This window comes from Enterococcus saigonensis (assembly GCF_011397115.1).
Lineage (GTDB): Bacteria > Bacillota > Bacilli > Lactobacillales > Enterococcaceae > Enterococcus_C > Enterococcus_C saigonensis.
Genome location: NZ_AP022822.1, coordinates 26,999 through 48,358 on the forward strand (window position 1 = coordinate 26,999; position 21,360 = coordinate 48,358).

The 21,360-nt window shown below is 36.1% G+C and carries 19 protein-coding genes and 1 other annotated feature; of the genes, 16 read left to right on the forward strand and 3 right to left on the reverse strand.

Annotated elements, in window-relative coordinates; all coding sequences use genetic code 11:
- The first annotated feature begins 101 nt into the window (after positions 1-101).
- The 3 genes from EsVE80_RS00110 to EsVE80_RS00120 are packed head-to-tail and all read left to right on the forward strand — an operon-like array spanning position 102 to position 3,809.
- Positions 102-1,001, forward strand: a complete 900-nt coding sequence (locus EsVE80_RS00110; protein ID WP_173101914.1) for a DUF1861 family protein — start codon at positions 102-104, stop codon at positions 999-1,001.
- 10 nt (positions 1,002-1,011) lie between these two features.
- Positions 1,012-2,073: a BtaManbiosPhlase gene (locus EsVE80_RS00115; RefSeq protein ID WP_173101915.1), complete on the forward strand. Its 1,062-nt coding sequence runs from the start codon at positions 1,012-1,014 to the stop codon at positions 2,071-2,073.
- Between the two features lie 5 nt (positions 2,074-2,078).
- Positions 2,079-3,809: a phospho-sugar mutase gene (locus EsVE80_RS00120; protein WP_173101916.1), complete on the forward strand. Its 1,731-nt coding sequence runs from the start codon at positions 2,079-2,081 to the stop codon at positions 3,807-3,809.
- 437 nt (positions 3,810-4,246) lie between these two features.
- Here EsVE80_RS00120 and EsVE80_RS00125 read toward each other — a convergent pair whose 3' ends face one another.
- Positions 4,247-5,254 carry a YeiH family protein gene (locus tag EsVE80_RS00125; RefSeq protein WP_173101917.1) on the reverse strand — a complete coding sequence of 336 codons (1,008 nt, stop codon included), beginning with the start codon at positions 5,252-5,254 and terminating at the stop codon, positions 4,247-4,249.
- A 282-nt stretch (positions 5,255-5,536) separates the two neighbouring features.
- Between EsVE80_RS00125 and dnaB the strand changes: the two genes are divergently transcribed.
- Positions 5,537-6,910, forward strand: coding sequence for a replicative DNA helicase (gene dnaB, locus EsVE80_RS00130; RefSeq protein WP_173101918.1), 1,374 nt, complete (start codon positions 5,537-5,539; stop codon positions 6,908-6,910).
- 23 nt (positions 6,911-6,933) lie between these two features.
- Here dnaB and EsVE80_RS00135 read toward each other — a convergent pair whose 3' ends face one another.
- Positions 6,934-7,761, reverse strand: coding sequence for a hypothetical protein (locus EsVE80_RS00135; RefSeq protein WP_173101919.1), 828 nt, complete (start codon positions 7,759-7,761; stop codon positions 6,934-6,936).
- Between the two features lie 161 nt (positions 7,762-7,922).
- Here EsVE80_RS00135 and EsVE80_RS00140 point away from each other — a divergent pair, with 161 nt between their 5' ends.
- The 12 genes from EsVE80_RS00140 (at position 7,923) to EsVE80_RS00200 (ending at position 20,824) form a co-directional block, all read left to right on the forward strand.
- Positions 7,923-8,522, forward strand: a complete 600-nt coding sequence (locus tag EsVE80_RS00140) for a sigma-70 family RNA polymerase sigma factor (protein WP_173101920.1) — start codon at positions 7,923-7,925, stop codon at positions 8,520-8,522.
- A 233-nt stretch (positions 8,523-8,755) separates the two neighbouring features.
- Positions 8,756-9,376 (forward strand): VanZ family protein, encoded by a 621-nt coding sequence (locus EsVE80_RS00145; protein ID WP_173101921.1) that lies wholly within the window; start codon positions 8,756-8,758, stop codon positions 9,374-9,376.
- Positions 9,377-10,211: 835 nt separating this feature from the next.
- Positions 10,212-10,754: a helix-turn-helix domain-containing protein gene (locus tag EsVE80_RS00150; RefSeq protein WP_173101922.1), complete on the forward strand. Its 543-nt coding sequence runs from the start codon at positions 10,212-10,214 to the stop codon at positions 10,752-10,754.
- Between the two features lie 58 nt (positions 10,755-10,812).
- Positions 10,813-11,604 (forward strand): class I SAM-dependent methyltransferase, encoded by a 792-nt coding sequence (locus EsVE80_RS00155; RefSeq protein WP_173101923.1) that lies wholly within the window; start codon positions 10,813-10,815, stop codon positions 11,602-11,604.
- Between the two features lie 182 nt (positions 11,605-11,786).
- A complete protein-coding gene (locus EsVE80_RS00160) occupies positions 11,787-12,038 on the forward strand; it encodes a DUF3788 family protein (RefSeq protein WP_232061227.1) in 252 nt (83 codons plus the stop codon).
- 528 nt (positions 12,039-12,566) lie between these two features.
- Positions 12,567-12,890 (forward strand): ArsR/SmtB family transcription factor, encoded by a 324-nt coding sequence (locus EsVE80_RS00170; protein ID WP_173101924.1) that lies wholly within the window; start codon positions 12,567-12,569, stop codon positions 12,888-12,890.
- Between the two features lie 67 nt (positions 12,891-12,957).
- Positions 12,958-13,893, forward strand: a complete 936-nt coding sequence (locus tag EsVE80_RS00175; protein WP_016173235.1) for an ABC transporter ATP-binding protein — start codon at positions 12,958-12,960, stop codon at positions 13,891-13,893.
- Positions 13,886-14,656, forward strand: coding sequence for an ABC transporter permease (locus tag EsVE80_RS00180; protein ID WP_173101925.1), 771 nt, complete (start codon positions 13,886-13,888; stop codon positions 14,654-14,656). The genes EsVE80_RS00175 and EsVE80_RS00180 overlap by 8 nt, the downstream gene beginning before the upstream one ends.
- A 145-nt stretch (positions 14,657-14,801) precedes the next feature.
- The gene (locus EsVE80_RS00185; protein ID WP_173101926.1) at positions 14,802-15,305 is read left to right on the forward strand and encodes a cysteine hydrolase family protein; all 504 of its coding nucleotides are present in this window, start codon (positions 14,802-14,804) and stop codon (positions 15,303-15,305) included.
- Between the two features lie 273 nt (positions 15,306-15,578).
- Positions 15,579-15,810 (forward strand) — a binding site (T-box leader).
- A 130-nt stretch (positions 15,811-15,940) separates the two neighbouring features.
- On the forward strand, positions 15,941-17,590 hold the full coding sequence (locus EsVE80_RS00190; RefSeq protein WP_173101927.1) for a peptide ABC transporter substrate-binding protein: 1,650 nt from the start codon (positions 15,941-15,943) through the stop codon (positions 17,588-17,590).
- 11 nt (positions 17,591-17,601) lie between these two features.
- Positions 17,602-18,825, forward strand: coding sequence for a peptidase T (pepT, locus tag EsVE80_RS00195; protein ID WP_173101928.1), 1,224 nt, complete (start codon positions 17,602-17,604; stop codon positions 18,823-18,825).
- Positions 18,826-19,156: 331 nt separating this feature from the next.
- Positions 19,157-20,824 carry a peptide ABC transporter substrate-binding protein gene (locus EsVE80_RS00200; RefSeq protein WP_016173230.1) on the forward strand — a complete coding sequence of 556 codons (1,668 nt, stop codon included), beginning with the start codon at positions 19,157-19,159 and terminating at the stop codon, positions 20,822-20,824.
- Between the two features lie 133 nt (positions 20,825-20,957).
- On the opposite strand, the gene EsVE80_RS00205 is transcribed toward EsVE80_RS00200, so the two are convergent.
- Entirely contained in the window at positions 20,958-21,299 is a 342-nt protein-coding gene (locus EsVE80_RS00205; protein WP_016173229.1) for a DUF3899 domain-containing protein, read from the reverse strand.
- Positions 21,300-21,360: the final 61 nt, after the last annotated feature.

Here is a 21,360-nt window from a genome sequence, read left to right on the forward strand (position 1 = left end):
CATACTACATGGCAAACATTATGGTCTTACAATGCATCCCATTTAGAAAAAAATAAAATTTACTTGCCACAAAGAGCAGGTTGGATAGGAAAGAGAAATACATGATTTATGTGGAAGAATTACTAGAAAAATATCGTAAGACACAAACTGAGTCTAAAGCAACCAAGTTAACATTTAAAAACGTAGGGGATAAGGATGTTTATAATATCACAGCTCCATTTACATTAGATGGTCAAGTGATTATTGCTGGTAGAGTTGAATCCAGAGAGGATGAACATTCAGAAATCATCTTGTTTACAGAAGCTGAAGAAAATACATGGGTACCTATTGAAACGGGAATTCGTCTTTCTTTACAAGATCCCTTTTTTACTAAAATTGATAATACCATCATTTTAGGTGGTGTTGAGGTAAATTTCCTACCAACAGGACAAGCCAAATGGCGTACTGTCTTTTATCGTTTAGAAACGTGCCATAGCGCTGTGAAAATATTTGCTGGTCCCTGGGGGATGAAAGATTTACGTTTAAAACAATTAAATGATGGAAAAATTCTTGTATTAACACGCCCTCAAGGAACAAAAGGTGGTCGGGGAAAAATTGGTGCTGTGGTTATTGAAGATTTAACATCTTTGTCCATTGAAATTATTGAAAATGCAACGCTATTAGCCAATCAATTTACAGATAGTGAGTGGGGCGGAGCTAATGAAATTCACCAAATTGAAACGTCTATTTGGGTTTTAGGTCATATTGCTAAATTTGATGAAAAAAATGATCGTCATTATTACGCAATGGCTTTTGAATTAGATCTAGCCAATTTTGCTATGAAAAATGCCAAAATTATCGCAGAAAGAAAAGATTTCGCAGCTGGGCCAGCAAAACGACCAGATTTAGTAGACATTGTTTTTAGTGGCGGAATTGTAGTTAAAGATCAAAAAGCTGTGATATATGCTGGTATCAGTGATGCCAATGCTCAAAAATTAGAAATTGAAAATCCGTTTAGATAGAGGTTATGACATGAAAATAGATCGTTTTATAGAGAATCCATTAATTACACCTAAAGATGTGACACCACTTCATGAAGGCTATGAGGTAATTGGCGCTTTTAATGGCGGTGTTGCTAAATATAATGATGAAGTTTTATTACTACTACGAGTAGCCGAAAGGCCTATTTCAAATGATCCTGAAATTATTAAAGCACCTGTTTATGACGCCCACAAAAAAGAAATGACTATTATCGAATTCAATCGTAATGATCCAGATTATGATTTTGAAGATCCACGTATGATTCGTCATAAAAACAAACTCGACAGTTTTGCTTATTTGACTTCTATTTCTTACATTCGAATTGCTCGCAGTCAAGATGGACATCACTTTACTGTTGATGACAATGCGTTCTTATATCCATTTAATGAGTACCAAAGTTATGGCATTGAAGATGCCCGTTGTACAAAAATAGGGGATACGTATTACGTTAATTTTAGTTCTGTATCTCCTGTAGGCGTTTGCGACTCCTTGATTGCTACTAAAGATTTTGAAAGCTACCAGGATTTAGGCAATATTTTTGCTCCCGAAAATAAAGACGTTTTAATTTTTCCTGAGAAAATTAATGGGAAGTTCTATGCTCTTCATCGTCCTTCACTAAAAAGTATTGGTAATTATGATATCTGGATTGCCGCTTCTCCAGATTTAGAAAGCTGGGGTCAGCACCAACATTTAATTGGTATTCGACCAAATTCTTGGGATAGTGGACGTGTTGGTGGCGGATTAGTACCAATTAAAACAGCTGAAGGTTGGCTCGTTCTTTATCATGGCGCAACACCAGAACATCGCTACTGTATGGGATCAGCCTTACTGGATTTAGAAGATCCGACTAAAGTTTTGGCTCGCTGTAAGCAACCCATTATGGAACCAAATGCAGAATATGAAAAAAATGGTTTCTTTAGTGATGTTGTCTTTGGTTCTGGCGGCATAGTAGAAGGTGATCAGTTAACGATGTATTACGGTGTTGCTGACACATCCATGGCAGGCTGTACATTTTCTATTGCTGAAATTATTCGACAAACAAAAGAGGGCTAGTAGAAATGAAGTGGCAAGAAAAATTACAAGAGTGGCAAAATTTTGTTGCTTTAGATTTAGACTTACAAAATGAATTAGAACAAGTGAGTAAACAATCGGACTTAGAGGATCGTTTTTACCGCTATTTGGAATTTGGTACAGGGGGAATGCGTGGAGAACTAGGGGCAGGAACCAATCGCATTAATAATTATACGATTAAACGTATTGCGTTAGGCTTGGCACGCTATATTAAAGAAAATGGTCCGAACGCTTGCCAAAGTGGTGTAGTAATTTCTTATGATAATCGCCATAAATCAGCAGAATTTGCTGAATGGACTGCTCGTATCTTAGCATCTTGCGGCATTAAAGTTTTTTTATCTGACATGTTGCGTCCAACACCTGAACTTTCTTATCTTGTTCGTCATTATCGTGCTTTTGCAGGTGTTATGATAACAGCTAGTCATAATCCTAAGCAATATAATGGTTTCAAAGTGTATGGTTCAGATGGTGGACAAATTACTTTGAAAACAGCAAAACGTTTAATGGACATATTAGAAAATATTACCAATGAACTTCAAATCACTGCAAAATCTCGTAGCTATTTTGAAAAAAATGAGATGATTACCGTATTTTCTGAAGACGCTGATCAGGGGTATATCGAAGAATTAAAAAACGTAATACAAAACAAACAGTTGGTTTCAAAAGAAGGGAAAAATCTTGCAATCATTTATACACCGTTGCATGGTACAGGAAAAGTTTTAATCAAAAAAGCTTTTGCAACTTTTGGTTTTGATAATTTAAGACTTGTTTTAGCACAACAAGAACCAGATCCGGATTTTTCAACTGTTGTTTCTCCTAACCCGGAAGATTCAGCTGCCTTTACTTTGGCTTTACAAGAAGCAAAGCAAAACGCAGCGGATATATTAATTGCTACGGACCCAGATGCCGATCGTTTAGGAGTAGTTGTATTCCAAAACTCACAGCCCGTATATCTAAATGGTAATCAAATTGGTGTTTTACTCTTGGATTACTTGATGCAACAAAAATCGCCGACAGATCTTGCAAACTATTTTTTGGCAAAGACAATTGTTACCTCGGATTTAGGTACAAAAATGGCAGAAAAACATGGTTTACAAGTACGTAATACTTTAACGGGTTTTAAATTTATCGGTGAACAAATCGAGTTATCAGAACAAAAACGGGACAAAAAATTTCTCTTTGGTTATGAAGAGAGTTTTGGCTACCTGATTTCACCTTTCGTCCGAGATAAAGATGCAATTCAAGCAGCCACGTTATTGGCAGAAGTAGCCCTTGTATTGAAGTTAGCTGGGTATAGTCTGATTGATCGGCTTGAAGAAATTTATCAAACATATGGCTATTTTGTTGAAGATTTAGAAACAAAAGTTTTTTTAGGTAAAGATGGCATTACAAAAATGGCACAACTAGTCGAAAACTTACGTCAAAAAGAGGTTACGCAGTTAGCTGGCGAGTCTATTGTATATAAAGAAGATTATGGTCTAGGGATGCAAACAAATCTGGTGACACATGAAGTAGTAGAGCTTACTCTACCACAATCTAATGTTATCAAATTGATTTTAGCAGATGAATCTTGGGTCTGTGTAAGACCGTCTGGCACGGAACCCAAATTTAAAATTTACTATTCCGTAAATGCTCCTTCAAAGCAAGCAGCAGATGAAAAAATGCAAGCTTTAAAAAATGATTTTAATAAAATGCTGACAGAGCTATCAGAAGATTAGCATGAAAGTCGAGCAAAGAAATTAGAAATTTGAAGTTGATCGTATAAAGTTTCTTTCAAGTTGACATTTGATTTTTTTGTCGATGGTGTTGAGGTATACAAAATGGCTGTATCTTTTAAAGTTAAGAATAACTGTATATATTTACTCATCTGGGCTGATTTACTATAAATGATTTTTGTGAGTTAGATTCAAGCTTAAGAGATACTTGTAAAGGGGCTATGATAATTTCATTTATATCCATTCCTTTCAAAGAGCCCGGTAAGATAATAGAAAAACAATATATTAACAAGCAATAAATTGAGCCCCTAGCAAGTTTTGCTAGGGGCTTTTTAAATGTTAAAAAGTTTAAGTGTTTAAGCATGCTAGTTTTGTTATTACTTCATACTTCATTTAAGCATGGAAGTTTCTAGACAAAAAGTTGAAAGTTACGATCTATTTTAGATGTGTAAAAAGAAGATGAAGATCAAGGCTGCGATTGTTTGCACGACTCCGACGGATAAACCATAGAGTAAGAAACGAGGACCTTCTTTTAGGAACTTTTGGAAATCTAAACGTAGACCAATCGCCGCAAGAGCTATTGTTTCAAACCAAGTACTGATAAAATGAGCAGTCGTATTAATGACATCAGGCAATGGTAAAAAACTATTTACGATACAAATAATGAAAAAGCCCATTACATACCAAGGAATTGGTAGTTTTTTATTGGCTTTTTTTTCGGATACTAAACCATCATGACGAACTTTTTGTTCAAAAATAAAAACAACGACGACTAAAAAGATAATACGTGTGATTTTAAACAGCATGGAAAACTGGACGGTCTGGGCATTGACCAAACTTGCACCTGCGACGACTTGTCCGACAGATTGCAATGTACCACCTAATAACGCACTTTTGGCTAATAGATCAGCGCCAAATAAATGCATACCTAAAAAAGGCAAAGTTAGCATCATGACGGTTCCAAGTAAATTAACCAAAGTGATAATCTGACCTTTTTCTGTGTCATCTGCTTCAATTGTAGGTGCAATTGCTCCAATCGCAGACGAGCCACAGACAGCATTTCCTCCGGCCATCATGAGGGACATTTTTTCATTGAATCCTAGTTTTCGTCCCAATGTATAAGCAGCGATGATCACCGTACTCATCATTAAAATGACATACACCAAGCCCTTAACGCCCATGTGACTGATTGTTTGGAAGGTAACGGTAAAGCCAAGTAAGACAACAGAGTATTCTAGTAAGCGACTTTCAGAAAATTTTGTTCCAATATCTAAATTGGGCTGTTTGAAATAGGTGTTGCCTAAAATAATACCTAATAAAATGGCTAAAGTAGCACCACCTAATTGTGGCATGAAAATGGCTAAAAGTTTTGCCGCAATTGCTACGGCCAAAGACAAGATAAGTCCTGGTAAAATAGGTTTAATTTGTAAGCGTGCATTTTCCAACATACTTGTGGTCCCTTCTTTTATAAAAATAAGATTATCGTGCTTTTAACACAACATGTTTTATTATACTCGTTATTTTAATTTTTACGATTTGTCAACTTAATAGCCAAAATAGAAAAATATAATGTAAGGGATTGTAATCTCTCAAGCGGTAGAGAAATTCTTCTTAATTTATGTAAAAAAGTTTTTGTATCTTTCTTTCTTTGCTACTTTCCCATATATTGTACTTTTACTGAAAGTTATGTAAAATTAGTAGACTGAAAACTTTTAGGAGCGATTATAATTATGGCAGTAGAAGATATGTGGCAAGACCGCATGCCGCCCCAAGATATTCAAGCGGAGCAGGCTGTTTTAGGTTCGATTTTTTTGGCTCCCGATGAGCTGATTAATGCGATGGAAGTTTTAAGTGCCAAAGATTTTTATCAACGACGCCATCAGCTGATTTACCAAGCGATGATTAATTTGTTTGATCGCAATGAAGCCATCGACGTCGTAACGTTAAAAGCAGAATTAGAGCGGGGAAATGCATTAGAAGATGTCGGTAGCGTCAGCTATTTGGTTGAATTATCGCAAGCGACTCCTTATGCAGGCAGTATAGGTTTTTATGCAAAAATTGTCGCCGACAAAGCCTTATTGCGAAATTTAATTCAAGCTGCAAATAAAATTGTCACAGCAGGTTATGAACAAGATGAAGATGTTTCAGCCATTGTGGAAGATGCCGAACGGGGAATTTTAGAGGTTTCTGAGCGTCGCAACAGTAATGGTTTCCATGCGATTGAAGACGTATTGCAAGAAACGTTTCGCAACATCGATCAATTAGCACAAAATGATGAAGAAATTACTGGTATACCAACGGGCTATCCAGCATTAGATAAAATGACGGCTGGTTTACAGCAAGGAGAATTAATTATTCTAGCAGCCCGTCCTGCAGTTGGTAAAACTGCCTTTGCATTGAATATTGCTCAAAATATCGGGACGAAAACCGATGCCTCGGTGGCAATTTTTAGCCTAGAAATGGATGCAGAATCATTAGTGAAGCGGATGCTTTGTGCAGAAGGTTTAATTGATGCAGGACATTTAAAAACAGGGCAATTAACCGATGAAGAGTGGGGCAATTTAGTAGTGGCAATGGGAAGTTTATCTCGTGCTAGTATTTTTATTGATGATACGCCGGGGATTAAAGTTTCGGAAATTCGCGCTCGTTGTCGGCGGTTAGCGCAAGAAAAGAAAGATCTTGGGTTAATTTTAATTGATTACTTGCAACTGATTGAAGGAACAGGAAAAGAAAATCGCCAACAAGAAGTTTCCGAAATTTCCCGTCAGTTGAAAAAACTAGCCAAAGAATTAAAAGTACCGGTTATTGCGTTATCACAACTTTCTCGTGGAGTAGAACAAAGGCAAGATAAGCGGCCAGTGATGTCTGATATTCGGGAATCGGGTTCTATTGAGCAAGATGCCGATATCGTCGCTTTTTTATATCGGGATGATTATTATCAACGGGATTCAGACGATCCAGATGAACAAGACGATACACGCGATAACATCATTGAAGTTATTATCGAAAAAAACCGTTCCGGTGCCAGAGGAACAGTAGAGTTGATGTTTATTAAGGAATATAATAAGTTTTCTTCCTTGTCGCTACGAGACGATGCGATGTGAAAATAAAAAGACGCCAGCTAGAGTTAGCTGGCGTCTTTTTTGTCTTTTTGGCTATACCATTGTTCATAATCTTCACATAATAATTCTACTTCTTTTGCATGCCGTAATGCATCGTAGTGGGGATAAAAAAAGTGATTGGGCCAGATGCGGTTACGGCAATCAATTTTTTGACAGACACAGTTAATTAAAGGGATGGGGTCAATGTTTAAGTAATGAACAGCGGAGTCTAATTGGGTAAAGCGCTCATAGTTTTCTTCTTTTTTTATCTGGATATGTAAAATAAAAGCTTTACTCATGCAATGAATTAAAGCATTGCATTTTATCGGAATAACACAATCAAATCCTAATAATGTTTTGACATAGGAGTGGTGCATCTTCGTATAACAGTCAGCTAAAATAACCGGATTGAGCCAGACCGTATTTTTTTTGGAAAGTTTACTACCTGTTAAAGGCAATAAACAAAAATCACGGGTGGCAAAAGGCGCTTTTTTAAAGTTATATAAGCTGGCGACCGTTTCAAAAAAGAGACTGCTATCCTGACAGCGGTACAAAGGGATAATTTTTTTCATCATCAGTTGCGTCGGTGTACCATAGACCAATTCAACCCCGACATCACTAAAAACAAGCGAATACTGCTGTTTTTGTTTTTCATATGGAATTAAAGCATAGTAAATTTTACACAATGAAAGTTCAGCACGGGGAATCAAGTGGGCAGCTAGCTGATGGCGAGATTCTTTGGTTAAAACAAAATTTGAGTGGGGCAAAAAGGGGGCAATGCGTTGGCGGACGTGATTTATTTCTTCTCGCAGGTGATATTTTAAACGGCTCTCATCAATTGGAATATAAGACATACTATCGCTTCCTTTCCAAGATACTTCTAAATAAAAATACGCATTTTTTTGCTTTATTATTTTTGAAAATCAACTTTTTTTCGTTTTTTTTGTGCCAGGAGAAAATACTGTGTTTTCTAAAATGAGATTACCGGCCGGAATAAACTAAATGAGGAATAAAGATGAAAGAAAAAATGATGAATGAAGCGTTAGTAGCGTATGATTCTTTGTTTCGTCGCATTTTGAGTAAAGAGCAAATTTACCCTAGCCACAGCGAATACGAAGATTGTTTGCAGGAAATGCGTTTTAATTTGATTGAGCTGTTACATGATTACAGAGATTTGGAAATCTTTAAAGAAGATTATAACAACAGTTATCTATTTCGCCGCTTTCAATGGTTATGTCAAGATTGTCGTCGTAAGTATTTAAAAGCTCGACATGAAAGCTTAGAAAGTGAACAGGCTACTGAAATTGTCTCAGATTTTGACTTTATCGCAGATGTGGAATTGGCGGAAATGTTGCGACAAATTTTTTCGCAACTTAATCAAGCAGAACAACGGGCTTTGGGAATCTTATTAGTGGATAGTCAATTTGTTTCAGAGAATCAACTGACTTTAAAAAAAGCAGAGCAAGATAAGTTTTCTGAGCAATCTGATCGTCACCAAGGCACTACTAAAAAGAAAGTGCCGAAAAAAATCTCTCGTCAACTTCGCGCTTATTATCGCAAAAAGCTACGAAAAAAAGTCGCCCATCAGATTAAAGAATCACTGGAAAAACCCTAGAACAAAGGCGCTTCACTACTTAAAAGTTGGCATTGTTACACGTGAAACATTTTGGTAGAAAAAATATAGGGTAAGGCAATTAAACACATACTAAAAAGAGGAAGGAACTAAACCGTAAATTTTTATCATTTTGTTTAAATTACATGAAAATAGCGCAATTGCAATAGACGCTGTATTTTCACTAGTGTACTATCTAGAGTAGTACACTAGTGTTTTTAGAAAAGGAGCAACCGATGGACAACTATACAATTTTTGATTTTTTTTATGAGCTACTTTTTGTTAACCCCGCTGCTTTACTAGGGGCGATTTTAATTACGGTTTTAATTTGCGGTGTAAAATTAGCTTGGTCTCGCAAAATTGCCATTTTAATTCCGTCATTATTGCTGTTTTATTATTTAGCAATTAGTTTGGACGCCATTTTTGGTATTGCCACCATTGGTGAATTTCGCCGGCTAATCTGTCTAGGAGAAGGATTCATTCATCCTAAAATGGAGTGGCTACCACTAGCGGATGGTTTTTCTGCTGGTTTTATTGCGAATATCTTTGTTTTTATCCCAATCGGTTTTTTAATTCCATTTATGAGCCGCAATTTTGAAAAAATAGGGAAAACAGTACTGTTAGGGGGCGGCCTTTCTTTAGCAATTGAAATCAGCCAAATTTTCACCTTATATCGCGCCACCGATATTAATGATTTACTGACCAATACCATTGGAACGCTGCTGGGATGGTGCTGTTTTAAACTGGCAACGAAGCTTTTCCGGCGCCAAAGTACAAATTCGCTAGAACCCCAAACACGCTACTTGCCGGTTTTTGTAGTAGTAATAGCTTTTCTCAATGTTTTTTTCTTATTTTAAATTAATAGACAGGTGGGAAAGGAAGTTAGGATGCGTGATGCGATTAAATCTTGTTTGGATAAGACAATTTATCTAGCTAGGAGGACTTGTTTTAGTCCCCTCATAATACTTAATATCTGATTAAACTGGCTCATTCTTTAAGGAGAACAACTATGAAAAAGTGATTTTTAAAAATTCAATTTGTCTTTGGGTTTTATATTAGTATTTATTTAGCCGCACTTTGCTTTTCAACAGGGTACGGAGTGGGATTTAAATTAGATGACAATCAATTGGTTGCTATATTTTTTGGTGTTTCATTCCTGCTGTTGTTCTTGTCTTTTTTTATAAAAGAAATCAAAAATAAAAAGCAGTTTGCGTTGTTACTTGCTTTTTTGTGCTGCTTTATTACCTGTGGCGTTTTTTTTTGTAGTGATACCTTTTTTGCTATACGCTAAATCAAAGCTACGGCAAATATTAAACCAGAAATAGGATTTTACTAACGATAAAAAGTTTTTTTCAAGTATAATTTAGTAATAGAAGAAATTTCATAACTGCTATCTAATAAAGGTAAAAAGTTTACACTTAAATTTAATAGATAAAAAATAAATAGCATTTTAAAATTCTATTCGGTTTTTTTGTCAGAATTATTGAGGCGTTTATGCCCTGACAAAAAAGGAGCGAAGGTGAAAAATAGTGTTAAAACGTAAAATCTAAACTAAATTTTATTGGTGTAGTTATCCCAATAAAACCTTGCTATCAAGCGATTGCTATGAATAAGTTACACAAAAATTAGGAGAAGTTCTTTACTCTTTGAAATGATTGCGGTTACAGTGAAATTGGAAGGAGGGGCAAGAAATTGACGGCTGTTGGAGCAAATATTAAATACTATCGCACATTGCATCATTACACGCAAAATGATTTGGCTAATGAACTTCACATCAGTCGCCAGACAATTTCAAAGTGGGAACGAGGCATCAGCCAACCTACTATTGAATATTTAATTGGACTGTCTGAATTCTTCCAAATTACTGTCGATGAATTAATTAAAGTCACCCACAAAGCAATCAAAGAGGAGGAAACAATCATGAAAAAAGCAATTTTTCTAGTTAGTAATTATACCCCATCTAATAATAGCGAATGGGGTAAAGAGGCAAAAGATTATGGAACTAGAGATTTTATTGCCAATCTTAGTAAAATCCACCATATGTATGAATGGCGAGCAGCTAAACCAGCAGAGTTGCCAGAAATTTTAAACAAAGAAAATATCGGCATGATAGCAATAGCACCGACTGTTACCCCGCGATTAAAAGAAATTGAAGCACAATATCCTGGTAAAATTCAAGTGATCTCACCTGCAGAATACGCTAAAATCACCACTAATTTTATCTTGGAACGTTAATTTTAAAGGCTAAAAAGAATACTCTAAAAGAGAAAGAGAATGCAAAAAGGAGTTAAATATGGATTATATTAAAGGCAATAAGTTAGCTTGGGAAGAGGCTTTTGAACAGCGACAGGAAAATTGGGGGGAAGATAATTTCAAACGTCTGTTGAAAGAAGAGCTACCTTTCTTTGATAGAAATGTCGCCTATGAACTGAAAAAAATGGATTTTAAAAACAAACGCATTGCGCAGTTTTGTTGCAATAATGGGCGGGAATTGTTGGCATTGTTACAACTTGGTGCTAAAAGTGGCGTGGGTTTTGATATTGCTGAAAATATTTTAGCACAAGGAAGAACCACGGCTTTAAAGGCTAATATCACCAATTGTGAATTTGTCGCGCTTAATATTTTAGATATTCCGAGTGACTATCACAATCAATTTGATTTTATCTTTTTTACAATTGGGGCGATTACTTGGTTTGAAGATTTAGCCGCCCTTTTTGCAAAAGTAGCCGCTTGTTTGAAAAAAGATGGTATCTTACTCATTCACGATTATCATCCTTTTATGAATATGTTGCCTTTACCTGGAGAAGAAGAATTTGATCAGGACAAACTAAATCAGGTAAGCTATTCGTATTTTAGAACCACTCCTTGGATTGAAAATGATGGTATGTGCTATATGTCAAACACATATCATTCCAAAACATTCACCAGTTTTTCCCACACGATGGCAGAAATCATTACGAGTTTAGCTACAAATGGTTTTCACGTATTAGCGTTAAATGAATATGATTATGATGTTGGTTTAACTGAGGTCTATGATAAGCAAGGCCTACCATTATCATTTCTTCTGACAGCTAAAAAGCAATAGCTTGTGGTCAAAAAGTAATCAGTGAAATACGGTTTTATTAGTTCGTGTCACTTGTTGTTTTAAGATGAAGAAGACAGCTAATTGATGTATATGGGGTAATGTGTGATGACTTTTACGAATCAAACCCGATTAAAGTAAAAAATGTTCCATTCCCTTTTTAGTCAAAGGAGAGGAGAAGTCAGATGTTAAACTATCAAGTATTTAAATCAGCAGAACAGCCAACACAAACCGCAATCAAGGAGTTTATGAGCTCCGAAAATTTCTCGCTTTTTGTTGCTTTAGATCAGTATTTGCAAGAAAAATATCAAATCAAACCTAAATTTTCTTATTCCAACTGTACAATGAATCAAAATATTTGGCGAGGTTGGAATATTAAATATCAAAAAAGCGGGCGATCATTTTGTACATTTATCCGCAACAAGACTACTTTTTAGCGTTAGTTCCTGGTACATCTTTTGAAGTGCGTAATAAAGAAAAGGTGGATGAAGTAATGTTAGCAGTAGAACTTAGAAAAGAAGCCTTACAGGCCAAAAAGTAGTAACTAGCTGATATGGCAGTAAAGAAGCTGAGGAAAAGTACCGCGTTTTACTATTTTGCTTCAGGTAATCGGTGAATTAGACAAATATATATTGTTATTTTTTCTGATGAGTATTAGCAAAATCAAAAATGGTCTATACGTTCTAAAAAAGAAGCTCTGAAAATTTTTCCAAGTTTTAGGTATTATGGATAGTTACCATTCTAAAGGAGAAGATATTGCAGATATTGTCGATTTAAAGGCAAAAGAAGCTATTTACAATCGTGCTAAAATCGCTGCTGGTGGTGATTAAAGTTAATAGTTTAAAAAACCGTATCCTCTTTTAAAGAGCGATACGGTTTTTTTTTTTGCGGTTGTAGCCATTGACAATCTGAAGTTAATTCGTTAGGTTTTTATATAGATATTTATCTATATAGGAGAAAACGAAATGAATTATGAAGAGATGACGATTGTGTTAAAGGCGTTAGGTGATCCTAACCGATTAAAAATTATTGATTTACTTTCAGGTGGGAGTTTATGTGCTTGTGATTTGTTACAGCACTTTGATTTTACTCAGCCAACATTATCTCATCATATGAAAGTGCTGGAAAAAGCTGGCGTAGTGGTGGTGAAAAAAGAGGGAATTTGGCATCATTACAAATTGACAGAGCGCTTTGTAACAGCGTTTATGCAGAGTATGCTGCAGCTATTTTCAATAAAAGAAGAGACGGTTGCTATTTATCCAAATGAAAATTGCGTCAAGGAAAGCTAAAGAAGTACAAACTGTGTCAGAGACACGCATTTTTGTAACAATGCTTTATGATGAAAGGAACAAATAAATGGTAGATGCACTTGAAATAAAAAATTTAAAAAAAGTATACAGTACAGGTGTCGAGGCCTTGCGAGGAATTGATTTGCAAGTAGCACAAGGTGATTTTTATGCCCTCTTAGGGCCAAATGGTGCTGGAAAATCCACGACGATTGGAATTATTACTTCTCTTGTCAATAAAACTTCTGGTCAAGTAAAAGTATTTGGTTATGATCTGGACAAAGAATTAGATAAAGCCAAGCAACAAATTGGGCTAGTTCCACAAGAATTTAATTTTAATCCCTTTGAAACAGTGCAACAAATTGTGGTCAATCAAGCAGGATATTACGGCGTTTCCCGTAAAGAAGCGTTAAAACGCAGTGAAAAATATTTAAAGCAATCGAATTTGTGGGAAAAAAGAAATGAGCGGGCACGAATGCTTTCAGGTGGGATGAAACGGCGCTTAATGATTGCAAGAGCATTGATGCACGAACCACGTTTATTAATTTTAGATGAACCTACTGCTGGGGTGGATATTGAATTAAGAAGAGAGATGTGGGCTTTTTTAACTGCTTTAAATGAAAGTGGCACAACAATTATTTTAACGACACATTATTTGGAAGAAGCAGAAATGCTTTGCCGAAACATTGGCATTATTCAAGCTGGTACGTTGATTGAAAATACCAGTATGAAGTCGCTTTTAGCCAAGTTACAGTATGAAACGTTTATTTTGGATTTGGCACCATCTGAACACGCTCCTGTGATAAAAGGCTATAAAGCTACCTTAGAAGACGAATTCACATTAGCTGTAGAAGTGCAGCGGGAGCAAGGAATGAATGAAATTTTTCAGCAACTAAGCGCACAAGGTATCAAAATTTTGTCGATGCGAAATAAATCCAATCGCTTGGAAGAACTGTTCTTAAAGATTACAGAAGATAAAAATGGATTGGAGGAGCATCATGTTTAGTCTATATTTTACAGCATTAAAAAGTCTTGCCGTGAAAGAAACCAATCGTTATCTGCGTATATGGGTGCAGACTTTGGTTCCACCAGTCATTACAACTTCTTTGTATTTTATTATTTTTGGCAAGATGATTGGTGGACGTATTGGGGATATGGGAGGATTTTCTTATATTGAATTTATTGTTCCAGGCTTGATTATGATGTCTGCCATTACGAGTTCTTATGCGAATGTTTCTTCTTCCTTCTTTTCACAAAAGTTTCAAAAGAATATTGAAGAATTATTGGTGGCACCAGTGCCAGCGCACATTATTATTTGGGGCTTTGTAATCGGCGGAATAGGTCGTAGTACATTAGTAGGAACGTTGGTCACGATAATATCTTTATTTTTTGTCCCCTTACATGTTCACTCTTGGTTGTTAGTGGTTTTGACCTTGCTGATGACAGCCATTTTATTTTCCTTAGCGGGTTTAATTAATGGTGTTTTTGCCCAATCCTATGATGATGTATCCATTGTGCCAACATTCGTCTTACAACCGTTAACCTATTTGGGTGGGGTCTTTTATGCGATTTCGATGTTGCCGCCTTTTTGGCAAGCAGTATCTAAAATCAACCCGATTGTGTACATGATTTCTTGTTTTCGGTATGGATTTTTAGGCACTACGGATGTATCGGTGGTATTTTCACTGCTTGTTCTAGTCCTGTTTATCGCAGTACTTTATACGGTTTGCTATTATTTAATTAGTCGTGGAAGAGGTTTACGCAGCTAATAAAATATTTTTATAGTACAAAGGGGGGTCTTGCTTTACGCAGATACCCCTTTGTCTTTTTTATGGCCGCCATTTACAATAAAAAAGTCGAAAAACTTTGCAAAAAATAACGTTTGACATAAGATGATAAAAAGGAGTGGGGATAGTGGAACAATTAAGTGACGCATTCATAATCATTGATTTACAAAATGGCGTTTGCCATGCTGAAGGCAAGCAGATTGATCATTTAGAAGAATTGGTGGTAGCAGTAAATAAGCGCATTGCGTTCTATCACACCGCAGAACTACCCATTATTTTTGTACAACACCAAGATGCTACATTACGCAAAAACTCTTTTGACTGGGAAATTCTGCCAGGAATACAAAGAGGTATGAAAAGTTACTTTGTAAATAAAACCCATGCCAATTCGTTTTATCAAACAGATTTGTCACGTATCTTGACTAAAAATAACGTGAAATCGCTAGAAATTTGTGGGGCGCAAACGGAATATTGTATCGATGCAACCATTAAGTTTGCCCACGGAATGGGGTATGATTTGCGGATGCAAAAAAACATGTCTACTACCTATGACAATGAATTTATGACAGCCACACAGACCATTACGTTTTATGAGAAAATTTGGGATGGACGATTTTTGACGTTTATTTAAATGAGGCATTTTTGCTATGGCCGTCTTAACTTGTGGTATTTTACTAAGGAGTAGACAGGGAGATTTAAAAATAAAAGCAAGCGGCCTTATTTTATGCGTGCTATTTTTTCAACGTGCTAAAAAATTTTTTCTCCTTCTTTTTTACGCGCGTTCTTTGTTTCAATAGCTTTTTTTGCTCTTTTATGTCCGGAAATATTCCGATTTTTAAAAATTTTACAAAAAAATTTGTTGACAAATAATAAAAACCTAAGTAAGCTAACAATCAATTAAAGAATTTATACGTTGAAGAGAAGAGTAGCTAAAACGAGCAGTTTCAGAGAGTCCGGCTGGTGGGAAAGGACATTGCGCAATTTAGTGAAGATGAGCTCTGAGTATTTCAAATGGTTTACGCTATTTGAACGAAAAGCAATCGTTACTTTGCCGGGTATCAACAGGTACCGTTGAGATATTATTTGTGAGAATAATATGAATAAGGGTGGTAACGCGAAAAGTCTTCGTCCCTTTGTTTGTCATAGTTTGACAAGCAAAGGGATGAAGATTTTTTTTTGTTTTTTGTCAGATTTCATCTCAAGGTAGTGAATTTTTTAAGCAAAGTAAATTTAGCAGTATCTAGATCAAGTTGAGGAGTTGGAAAGATGAAAGTGAAAAAGAGTATTTTGGTGGCAACAGGAATTTTGGCGGCATTAACATTAGCAGGGTGCACGTCAGGTGGTGCGACAAGTAAAAGCGCAAGTTCTGCAACCAAACAAGCAGCAAAACAAGAAATTAGTGTCAGTTTGCCGGCACCTTTAAGTACGCTGGATACCACGCAAACCACCGATAAAGTAACTTTTACAGTGGTACAACATTTATTTGAAGGCTTGTATCGTTTTGATGACAAGAGTCAGCCAGTTCCTGCATTGGCTCAAAAAGTTGCTATCAGTAAAGATGGAAAAACGTACACCTTCACCTTAAGAGACGACGCCAAGTGGAGTAATGGTGAAAAAGTAACAGCAAATGATTTTCTTTTTGCTTGGAAACGGTTGGTAAATCCTCAGACAATGGGACCAAATGCCTATTTATTAGATAATGTAATCAATAGTCAAGATATCCGGGAAGGTAAAAAAGCAATTGATGAGATCGGGTTAAAAGCGCCGGATGAAAAAACATTTGAAGTGCAATTAAAACAAGCCCAACCTTCCTTTTTGTCCGTGGTATCAATTGGGTGGCTAGCACCTCAAAATGAAAAATTTGTAACCGAGAAAAAAGATAATTATGCTCGTACTAGTGAAGATCTTTTATATACCGGACCTTTTGAATTAAAAGATTGGAAACAAACCGGTGACGAGTGGACATTGGTGAAAAATGATGCGTATTACGATAAAAAAGATGTCAAATTGGCAGAGGTTCACGGCTCCACTATTAAAGAAGAAAACACGGGTATTCAACTTGTAGATAGTGGTGAACTAGATTTGCAACGGATTAGTGGTCAATACGTAGAACAATTAAAAAACGATCCCCGCTTAACAACAGAAAAAGACGTAGCCAATCAATTTTTAGATTTCAATAAAAAGGCGAATAAAGCGTTAGGAAATGTGCACGTTCGAAAAGCAATTGCACTTGCAATTAATAAAGAGCAACTGGCTAAAAATGTATTAAATGACGGTGCCACACCGCTAAATGGTTTAATTCCAACAGGTTTATATAAAAATCCTGAGACAAATGAAGATTTCCGCAAGTATAGCGGTGATTACAACACGTATGACACCAAGGCAGCCAAAAGTGAATGGGACAAAGCTAAAGCGGTTATTGGCGATGAGCTGAAATTGAAATTATTAGTGACTGATGATGATAATGGTGAAAAAATTGGGGAATATTTACAAAGTCAATTACAAGAAACACTACCTGGTTTGAAAATTACGATTAATAAACAACCAAAAGTGAATTTGAATCAATCGCGAACAGACGGAAACTATGAGTTATCAGTTTCTGGTTGGATTGCAGGGTCAAGTGAATTGGATTCATACTTCAACTTATACAAAACAGGTTCCTCTTATAATTATGGTGGTTACGATAGCAAGTCTTACACGGATTTAGTCGAAAAAGCCCGCACAGTAGATGCCAATAATCCAACTGCGTTCTTTAAAGATTACAAAGAAGCAGAAAAAATATTGCTAGCAGAAGATGCAGCACAAGTTCCATTGTATCAAAGTGCTTCAAATTATTTAATCAATCAAAAAGTAAAAGGCATTGTTTTTCATGCCTATGGGGATTATTTCAATTTACGGACAGCCTCTGTAAAGTAAAGGAGTAAAAAATGAGTCAATTATTGGAAGATTTTTTGAGATACGTCAAAGTGAATACCCGTTCAGATGAAAAAGCGACTACAATTCCGACAACGCCCGGTCAAGTTGACTTGGCGTTGCAATTAAAAGAGCAATTGGAAGAATTGGGTTTACAAGAAGTAACCTATTTTGAAAAAAATAGTTTTGTGATTGGTGCTTTAAAAGGTAATCCAAAAAAGAGTGCAATTGGTTTTATTGCTCACGTAGACACGGCAGATTTTAATGCAGAAAATGTTCGTCCACAAGTGTTTCACCAGTACAAGGGGCAAGAGGTAATCTTAAATACAGAAAAAAAGATTGTTTTATCCCCACAACAGTTTCCAAATTTGAAAGATTATATAGGAGAGACACTGATTACAACGGATGGCACGACCCTTTTAGGTGCCGACGATAAGGCAGGAATTGCTGAAATCATCGATGCTTTACGTCATTTGAAACAAATTCCCTTAAAAGAGCGCGGAGATGTTTGGGTAGCTTTTGGTCCGGACGAAGAAATTGGCAAAGGGGCAGATAATTTTGAGGTGACAGATTTTCCGGTAGACTTTGCATATACTATCGACAGTGGGCGGGTTGGACATTTTGAGTATGAAACGTTTAATGCTGCCAAAATTGAAATTTCAATTGAAGGAACCAGTGTTCACCCGGGTACGGCTTATGGACAGTTGGTGAATGCGATTAAGATTGGTGAAGCCATTGACAGTCACTTGCCACAAGCAGAAGTACCGGAATTAACACAAGGCTACGAAGGATTTTATTTATTAAATAAATTCCAGGGAGATATTTCGTTTGCAGCGCTGGATTATATTATTCGAGATCACGACCATGCGAAATTTTTAGCCCGTAAAGAAGAACTCGTAGCCATTATTGCAAAATTGAATGAAACGTTTACGTATCCTCGTATTACTTATCGATTGTTTGATCAATATTACAATATGAAAGAAATAATTGACCAAGAACCGCGAGTCGTGGACTATGCACTTGCTGCCATGAAAAATTTAGGCATAAAACCAATTATTACTCCGTTTCGGGGTGGAACAGACGGCTCGAAGATTTCCTACAAAGGGATTGCTACGCCGAATTTATTCACTGGGGGTGAAAATTTTCACGGACAATATGAGTTTATTACCCTAGAAGCAATGGAAAAAGCGCGCGATACGATTATTGAAATCGTTAAAGTAGCAGCTGCAGCAGAATAATTTAGTTATTTTTGAAAATTTTTATAGCTTTTTCAATTTATTTAAACCGCTTGTTATTAATCAATTAAATAAATTAATTTGAAGTATTTTACAAATAAATTGAATGGAAAATCTGCGTTTTATCCTAGTTTTCTGAATTTTGATTGTTAGCATTTTTTTCACAGAGAAATTACTCTTTGTTTTTTGAATTATCAGAATATTTATATATATTTGTTTTTTTATGAATAAAGTGTTGCTTTTTTAATAATTATTGATTAAAATTTTCGTTAACTTCAGAAAATGTTAAATATTCTGAAAATTCAATACAAGACAAGGGGTAAAGGGAATGAAAATGAAAAAGACATCATTATTCGGTGTTATTGCTGTCTGCGGTGTTGTGTTATCAGCATGCGGCAGTAACGGCGGCACAACAGATGGCAGCAGTGCTGCAGGCGGTTCTGGTAAAGAAGCGGACAAACAAGAGTTTAGAGTATCTGTCTTACAAGAAATGCCAAGTGCTGATTTATCACTTGCAACAGACACGATTAGTTTCACTGCGTTAAACAATGTTTACGAAGGAATTTATCGGTTAGACAAAGATAGCAAGCCAGTTCCAGCAGGCGCCGCTGAAGAAGCGAAGGTTAGTGAAGATGGTTTGAAATATACAATTAAATTAAGAGAAGATGCAAAATGGTCTGACGGGGAACCTGTTAAAGCATCTGATTATGTTTTTGGTTGGCAACGGACAGTGGATTCAAAAACCGCTTCAGAGTACGCATATCTTTATGAACCAGTAGTAAATGCAGCTGAAATTACAGCCGGCAAAAAAGATAAATCTGAATTAGGGATTAAAGCAGTTAACGATTATGAATTAGAAATTACGTTAACACGTCCTACACCTTACATGGATTATTTATTTGCTTTCCCTTCATTCTTCCCGCAACCGCAAAAAGTTGTTGAAAAAAATGGCGACAAATTTGCAACAAAATCTGATCAGTCAGTTTATAACGGACCTTTTGTTTTAGCAGGGTTTGATGGTCCGGGAACAGATACAGAGTGGGAATATAAGAAAAATGATACGTATTGGGATAAAGATACAGTGAAATTAGATTCTGTTAAAGTTAGTGTTGTAAAAGAATCTTCAACAGGTTTGAATTTATTCAATGACGGCCAAACAGATGATGCAATTTTAAGTGGTGAATTAGCACAACAAAATGCAAATCAAGAAGCTTTCCAATCTGTAAAAGAAGCGCGAACTTCATACATTGAATTGAATCAACGGAAAAAAGATTCACCATTTATGAATGAAGATTTACGTCTAGCAATTTCGTACGCGATTGACCGAAATGCAATTGTAAATTCAGTATTAGGGGACGGTTCTGTTGCCTCGACTGGTTTAATTCCATCGGATATGTCTAAAAATCCTAAAACCAATGAAGATTTCACTAAAGAAGCTGGTGATTTGGTAAGTTTTGATAAGAAAAAAGCCAAAGATCATTGGGAAAAAGCGAAAAAAGCACTGGGTAAAGACAGTTTTACTTTTGATATCGTGGCTTCTGACGATGACGGCACCAAAAAAGTGCTAGAGTACTTGCAAAGTACATTGGAAGAAACGTTGGAGGGTATCAAAATTAAACCAACACCAGTACCGTTTTCTGTTCGTCTTGACCGTTCAAATAATGGTGAATTCGATATGGTATTAGGTGGATGGGGTGCTGATTATTCTGATCCATCAAGCTTCACAGACTTGTTTGTTACAGGTAATTCTTATAACCGCGGTCAATGGTCAAATGCAGACTATGACAAAGTAGTCAAAGAGTCTAACACAACAAATGCGGGTGATCCGGTTAAACGTTGGGAAAACTTACAAGAAGCAGATAAAATTATCAGCTCAACTGCTGGGGTAATTGGTGTTTACCAAAAGGCAGAAGGCCACATGATTAATCCGAAAGTAAAAGGTATCGTACACCACGCTGCCGGTGCTTCATGGGATTACAAATGGACGTATGTAACAGAATAATAAGCACAACAAAAAACGAACACTTAAAACATCATCAAACGATTAAATAGTAAAAAGAGGCTGGCACTGCCAGCCTCTTGCAACTATTTGCTTATTTTTAGAAGGTGATTGGTGTTTTAGAAATTAATAATTATTAAAAGTTATTTAGCATCAAAAAAATCAGCGATAAGACGAAAATCACGCCGGCAATTTTCAACCAGAAGCCATACACGCCATCGCCAACTTGTGATAAAGGCGTATAGTTAGCTTTTTTCTTTTGCTTTCTTCCCAGCGCTTCATGCATGGATCTTTGAAAAGTATCGAAGAAGCCAGAGGAAAAAACCCATAACAAGATGCCGACAATCAAAAAAGGTAATCCCAGCATGAAGAGGGTGTCAGATAACGTTAGAAGACTTAAATTATTTTTAACAAGCCCCCAAATGATGGCGATACCGAAGATAAGAATGGAAATAAAATAGGGACGATATTTTTTCATAGTAAACTCCTTGTTTATCCTTTTTCAACTTGTCAGATGGCGTCTTATTGCTTAAGAGCAA